Source organism: Pseudomonas sp. P5_109 (assembly GCF_034009455.1).
In the GTDB taxonomy this organism is placed as follows: domain Bacteria; phylum Pseudomonadota; class Gammaproteobacteria; order Pseudomonadales; family Pseudomonadaceae; genus Aquipseudomonas.
In genome coordinates, this window is record NZ_CP125380.1 from 117,501 (window position 1) to 123,638 (window position 6,138).

At 57.0% G+C, this 6,138-nt stretch carries 4 protein-coding genes and 3 rRNA genes (1 of these 7 cut by a window edge); 5 read left to right on the forward strand and 2 right to left on the reverse strand.

Annotated elements, in window-relative coordinates; genetic code table 11:
• The 3 genes from QMK54_RS00585 to rrf (QMK54_RS00595) form a co-directional block, all read left to right on the forward strand.
• Positions 1 to 1,496: ribosomal RNA gene (locus QMK54_RS00585) — 23S ribosomal RNA — on the forward strand; it begins 1,396 nt to the left of the window's first position.
• A gap of 156 nt (positions 1,497 to 1,652) precedes the next feature.
• A 5S ribosomal RNA gene (gene rrf / locus QMK54_RS00590) occupies positions 1,653 to 1,768 on the forward strand.
• A 108-nt stretch (positions 1,769 to 1,876) separates the two neighbouring features.
• Positions 1,877 to 1,992: ribosomal RNA gene (gene rrf, locus QMK54_RS00595) — 5S ribosomal RNA — on the forward strand.
• A gap of 121 nt (positions 1,993 to 2,113) precedes the next feature.
• Here rrf (QMK54_RS00595) and QMK54_RS00600 read toward each other — a convergent pair.
• Entirely contained in the window at positions 2,114 to 2,824 is a 711-nt protein-coding gene (locus QMK54_RS00600) for a GntR family transcriptional regulator (protein WP_110661295.1), read from the reverse strand.
• A gap of 194 nt (positions 2,825 to 3,018) precedes the next feature.
• On the opposite strand from QMK54_RS00600, the gene lapG reads away from it, so the two are divergent.
• On the forward strand, positions 3,019 to 3,711 hold the full coding sequence (lapG, locus tag QMK54_RS00605; RefSeq protein WP_110661294.1) for a cysteine protease LapG: 693 nt from the start codon (positions 3,019 to 3,021) through the stop codon (positions 3,709 to 3,711).
• A 14-nt stretch (positions 3,712 to 3,725) separates the two neighbouring features.
• Positions 3,726 to 5,672: a cyclic di-GMP receptor LapD gene (gene lapD / locus QMK54_RS00610; protein WP_320401850.1), complete on the forward strand. Its 1,947-nt coding sequence runs from the start codon at positions 3,726 to 3,728 to the stop codon at positions 5,670 to 5,672.
• Between the two features lie 81 nt (positions 5,673 to 5,753).
• On the opposite strand, the gene QMK54_RS00615 is transcribed toward lapD, so the two are convergent.
• On the reverse strand, positions 5,754 to 6,092 hold the full coding sequence (locus QMK54_RS00615; RefSeq protein WP_110661292.1) for a tryptophan synthase subunit beta: 339 nt from the start codon (positions 6,090 to 6,092) through the stop codon (positions 5,754 to 5,756).
• Between the last annotated feature and the right edge of the window lie 46 nt (positions 6,093 to 6,138).

A 6,138-nucleotide genomic window follows, 5' to 3' on the forward strand; every position in this document is an offset into this window, starting at 1 on the left:
GGTTATTGCGATGGAGGGACGGAGAAGGCTAGGCCAGCTTGGCGTTGGTTGTCCAAGTTTAAGGTGGTAGGCTGAGATCTTAGGTAAATCCGGGATCTTAAGGCCGAGAGCTGATGACGAGTGTTCTTTTAGAACACGAAGTGGTTGATGCCATGCTTCCAAGAAAAGCTTCTAAGCTTCAGGTAACCAGGAACCGTACCCCAAACCGACACAGGTGGTTGGGTAGAGAATACCAAGGCGCTTGAGAGAACTCGGGTGAAGGAACTAGGCAAAATGGCACCGTAACTTCGGGAGAAGGTGCGCCGGTGAGGGTGAAGCATTTACTGCGTAAGCCCACGCCGGTCGAAGATACCAGGCCGCTGCGACTGTTTATTAAAAACACAGCACTCTGCAAACACGAAAGTGGACGTATAGGGTGTGACGCCTGCCCGGTGCCGGAAGGTTAATTGATGGGGTTAGCTAACGCGAAGCTCTTGATCGAAGCCCCGGTAAACGGCGGCCGTAACTATAACGGTCCTAAGGTAGCGAAATTCCTTGTCGGGTAAGTTCCGACCTGCACGAATGGCGTAACGATGGCGGCGCTGTCTCCACCCGAGACTCAGTGAAATTGAAATCGCTGTGAAGATGCAGTGTATCCGCGGCTAGACGGAAAGACCCCGTGAACCTTTACTATAGCTTTGCACTGGACTTTGAATTTGCTTGTGTAGGATAGGTGGGAGGCTTTGAAGCGTGGACGCCAGTTCGCGTGGAGCCAACCTTGAAATACCACCCTGGCAACTTTGAGGTTCTAACTCAGGTCCGTTATCCGGATCGAGGACAGTGTATGGTGGGTAGTTTGACTGGGGCGGTCTCCTCCTAAAGAGTAACGGAGGAGTACGAAGGTGCGCTCAGACCGGTCGGAAATCGGTCGTAGAGTATAAAGGCAAAAGCGCGCTTGACTGCGAGACAGACACGTCGAGCAGGTACGAAAGTAGGTCTTAGTGATCCGGTGGTTCTGTATGGAAGGGCCATCGCTCAACGGATAAAAGGTACTCCGGGGATAACAGGCTGATACCGCCCAAGAGTTCATATCGACGGCGGTGTTTGGCACCTCGATGTCGGCTCATCACATCCTGGGGCTGAAGCCGGTCCCAAGGGTATGGCTGTTCGCCATTTAAAGTGGTACGCGAGCTGGGTTTAGAACGTCGTGAGACAGTTCGGTCCCTATCTGCCGTGGACGTTTGAGATTTGAGAGGGGCTGCTCCTAGTACGAGAGGACCGGAGTGGACGAACCTCTGGTGTTCCGGTTGTCACGCCAGTGGCATTGCCGGGTAGCTATGTTCGGAAAAGATAACCGCTGAAAGCATCTAAGCGGGAAACTTGCCTCAAGATGAGATCTCACTGGGACCTTGAGTCCCCTGAAGGGCCGTCGAAGACTACGACGTTGATAGGTTGGGTGTGTAAGCGCTGTGAGGCGTTGAGCTAACCAATACTAATTGCCCGTGAGGCTTGACCATATAACACCCAAGCAATTTGACTACTCGAAAGAGCATCAGATTGCGGTGTGTGAAGACGAAAGAACCGAAAGTTCGAAATACTCACAAAACACCAAGCTATCACATACCCAATTTGCTGAAGCGCGGCCAACTGGCCACGACTCAGTACCCGAATTTCTTGACGACCATAGAGCGTTGGAACCACCTGATCCCATCCCGAACTCAGCAGTGAAACGATGCATCGCCGATGGTAGTGTGGGGTTTCCCCATGTGAGAGTAGGTCATCGTCAAGATTAAATTCCGAAACCCCAATTGCGAAAGCAGTTGGGGTTTTGTCTTTAAAGTAGAAACATCAAGAATTCGCTGGCACGTCGCTACAGACGGACTGGCACACAGAATTTCTTGACGACCATAGAGCGTTGGAACCACCTGATCCCATCCCGAACTCAGCAGTGAAACGATGCATCGCCGATGGTAGTGTGGGGTTTCCCCATGTGAGAGTAGGTCATCGTCAAGATTGAATTCCGAAACCCCTGTCTGCTAACGCAGACAGGGGTTTTGTCGTTTCAGGGGTACTGAAAAGGCCGGGATGAAGCGATCGAACTCTGCAGTGCGCCTCCCCGGGCTGCCGCTGCGGATCACGTTGCCGTGTTTTTGGTCTGGACTTCAGGGTTGTTGAGGTAGCGCGTAATGACCTCGACCGCGCGGTTCAGGTGATGTTCTAGCAGCTTTACGGAGCGTTCGACGTCCCGGTCTTCGGCGGCCCGTAACAGTGCCTTGTGGTCGTCCTGGGACAGTTTGCCCAGGCCCATGGCTTCCAGGTTGAAACGCAGGAAGCGTTCTTCCTCGTTCAGCCCGTCTTCGACCAGTCTCAACAGCCGACGGTTGGGCGCCCGGCTATAAAGCGCCATGTGGAACAGACGGTTGAGCCGGCCGATTTCGCTGTAGTCACTTTGCGTTTCGAGTTCGTCGATGTAATGAGCGGCCTGTTCGAGATCCTCATCCTGGAGAAGTGGCACGGAGAGACGCAAGGCTTCGGATTCCAGCAGGATGCGCAGCGCATAGGTTTCCACGGCGTCGCCCTGGACCAGCGGCGCGACCACAGCTCCCTTATGAGCAATCACGTTGAGCAGCGATTGTGCTTCGAGCTGGCGCAAGGCTTCGCGTACGGGCATGCGGCTGACGCCGAACAGGTCGGCGAGGTCTTGTTGGCGTAGGGCTGCACCGCAGGGAATTCGCCCGTCAAGTATCGCCGAGCGCAGGGTTTCTTCGATCACCGAGCGAGCCAGATGTGCGGGAATTGGCCCGTTGACCTTGATACTGCTGAGAGGGTTGGGCTTTTGTGTCACTAAACGCACCCTGAGTGATGAATTTTTTGGATCCAAATGACAGTAGTAACTGCCTGACAGCTTGTCAAACAAGCGAACGAGTACCTTTCTTGCAGTTTAGCGCGCCGCCAGTGATCTCACCGTGCCATTGTCTTTTTCCGGTCTAACCTTCACCATTCGAACGACTCCCTCCTGCCCACCCAGGATGCCTCGCATTGGCGGCATGTTTAACGATCCCCCGGATTTTACGCTGGCTGTGCAGCGCATTGCTGCTGGCTGGCGTGATGCTGGGCAGCTTGAGTGCCGATTGGGACTTTTCCCTGATCAGCCGGCGGGCGCAGGCATTGTACGGGCCTTTGGGAGAAGGTCAGCAGCGCATTAATGATTGGCAATACTTGCTGGCCAGCCAGAAGCAGCTCGGCGAGCTGGAACAGCTCAACGTGGTCAATCGCTTCTTCAACAAACAGCTGCGATACGTTGAAGACATCGATCTGTGGCATGAAGTCGATTATTGGGAAACCCCGATCGAAGCCCTCTGGAAAGGCGCGGGTGACTGTGAAGACTACGCTATTGCCAAGTACTTCAGCCTGCGTCACCTCGGTGTCTCCAGTGAAAAGCTGCGTATTACCTACGTCAAGGCACTGACCCAGAACCGCGCGCACATGGTGTTGACCTACTACTCGAGTCCGGAAGCCGAGCCCCTGGTGCTCGACAGCCTGATTGAAGCAATCAAGCCGGCCAGCCAACGAAAGGATTTGCTGCCGGTCTACTCTTTCAATGCAGAGGGATTGTGGTTGCCGGGTGCCAAGGGCAACAAAAAGGTCGGCGATACCAAGCGTCTGTCACGTTGGCAGGATGTGTTGAAGAAAATGCAGGCCGAAGGATTCCCGGTCGAGACGACTAACTAGGAGCACGTGCTCAGATGTCCTTGTTCAAACAACTGTTGATCGCTATCTGTCTGTTCCTGGTGGTCGCCTTCACCGGCAGCTTCATGGTCAGTCTGGAGAGCTCGCGCACTCAGTACGTCAACCAGTTGCGCTCTCATGCCCAGGACGCCGCGACGGCGCTGGCGCTTTCCCTGACCCCGAATCTCGACGACCCGGCGATGGTCGAGTTGCTGGTCAGCTCGATCTTCGACAGCGGTTACTACGCGAGCATACGCGTGGTTGATTTGAAGACCGACCAGACCCTGGTTGAGCGCACGGGCATTCCGGCGGTCAACAACGTTCCGGACTGGTTCGTCAAACTGATTGGCCTGGAGCCCGCCGGTGGTGATGCGATCGTCAGCCGGGGCTGGGAGCAGGCTGCCCGGGTCGAGGTGGTCAGCCACCCGATGTTTGCGCTGGCCAAGTTGTGGCAAAGCGCTTTGGGCAGTCTGGGCTGGTTGCTGCTATGCGGCGCAGTCAGCGCGGTACTCGGCGCGCTGTTACTGCGTCAGCAACTGAGACCGCTGGATTACATGGTTCAACAATCTCACGCTATTGCCCGGCGGGAATTCCTCAGCCTGCCGCAACTGCCGCGCACTCCCGAGCTTCGTCGGGTCGTACAGGCCATGAACCAGATGGTCGAGAAGCTCAAGGCGTTGTTCCAGGAGCAGGCCGAGCGCAGTGAAAAACTGCGGGTCGAGTCCTATCAGGACTCGTTGACCGGGTTGGCCAACCGGCGTTATTTCGAGATGCAGCTGAATGCGCGGGTCAGCAACCCGGAACAGGCCAGTTCCGGTTACCTGCTGCTGTTGCGGGTCAAGGATCTGGCCGGGCTCAACCAGCGTCTCGGTGGCCAGCGCACCGATGAAGTGCTCAAGGCCGTCGGTGAGCAACTGTCTCGCGAGTGCGCCAAATACCCGGAAACCCAGAACCTGGTGACCCGTATCCGCGGTGGCGAATTTGCCGTGCTGGCCCCGGGACTGGTGCGCGAAGAAGCTTTGCAACTGGCACAGAACCTCGACAGTGCCTTGGCCAGTCTTCACGCTACCGGCGCCACCGATGTGGCTGCCGTGGCTTCTATCGGTCTGGCCCCCTTTGCTCACGGCGACTCACCGCAAACCGTGCTCAGCCTCGGCGATCAGGCGCTGGCGCAGGCCGAAAGCCAGGGCGAGCAGAACTGGGCCTGTATCGAGCACAGCCTCGCGGCCAGTGTCGGCGACGATCACCACGCTTGGCATCTCATGCTCGACCAGGCGCTGACTCAGCAACGTTTCGAGCTGTATTTCCAACCGGTCGTGGCCGCTCAAGACACGCAACTGGTGCTGCATTACAAAGTGCTGTCACGCCTGCTCGACGAACACGGCCAGACTATCCCCGCCGGGCGCTTTCTGCCTTGGCTGGAGCGCTTCGGCTGGACTGCGCGCCTGGATCGGCTGATGCTCGAGCGGGTGTTGGAGCAAATGAGCGGGCATGAAGAGTCGCTGGCGCTGAATCTTTCGTCGGCGACCCTGGGCGACCCGCAGGCGCAAAACAAAATCTTCGAGATACTGCGTGCGCACTCCAACCTCGGTCCGCGTCTGACCCTGGAGATTGGCGAAGAGCAACTGCCTGACCAGGCAGTACTGGAACAACTGACCCGGCGCCTGCGCGAACTCGGCTTCTCCCTGAGCCTGCAACGTTTTGGCGGACGCTTCAGCATGATCGGCAACCTGGCACGGCTGGGGCTGGCGTACCTGAAGATCGACGGCAGCTACATTCGCTCGATCGATCTGGAAAGTGACAAACGCCTGTTCATCGAGGCGATCCAGCGAGCGGCGCACAGCATTGATTTGCCGCTGATTGCCGAGCGGGTCGAGACGGAGGGTGAGTTGGCGGTGATTCGCGAGATGGGGTTATACGGTGTGCAGGGCCAGCTGTTCGGCGAACCCAAGCCCTGGAAATGACTCTTGGAGACGAGTTGTCAGTGACGCCGGCATCGCGGGCTTGCCCGCGATGCCGCTGGACCAGTCACTGAAGATCAATGATCAGATCAATCCGCTTTCATTCTCATCGATCAACTGACTCAACCCACCCAACGCCTCACGCGCCTGGGTCCGGTCCATCAGTTTGGCCTGGGCCGCCGGTGGCAGGTCGGTGACGCGGATCACGCCTTTCTGGGTCAGCACTTGAATCAGGTCATCGAGTACCCGAATCATTTCAAAGTCGCTCTGCTTGAGCTGTTTGAGGCTGTTCTCCACCGCTGCATTGGCAAACCAGGCCTGGATCTCGTGATGGTCGGCCGGCAGCGTTTCCGTGGCCTCGGCATAGGCGGCGGGTTCCACGCGTACCAACAGGCCCTGCGCATCGCGTTGCACGTAAAACATTGAGCATCCCTCGGAATTGAACCAGCGTCGTGCTGTCAGCAGCATA

Bases quoted from the DNA above. Each gene is read 5' to 3' on its own strand.
- lapD (WP_320401850.1), top strand. From the start codon at position 3,726: ATGTCCTTGTTCAAACAACTGTTGATCGCTATCTGTCTGTTCCTGGTG.
- QMK54_RS00615 (WP_110661292.1), bottom strand. From the start codon at position 6,092: ATGTTTTACGTGCAACGCGATGCGCAGGGCCTGTTGGTACGCGTGGAA.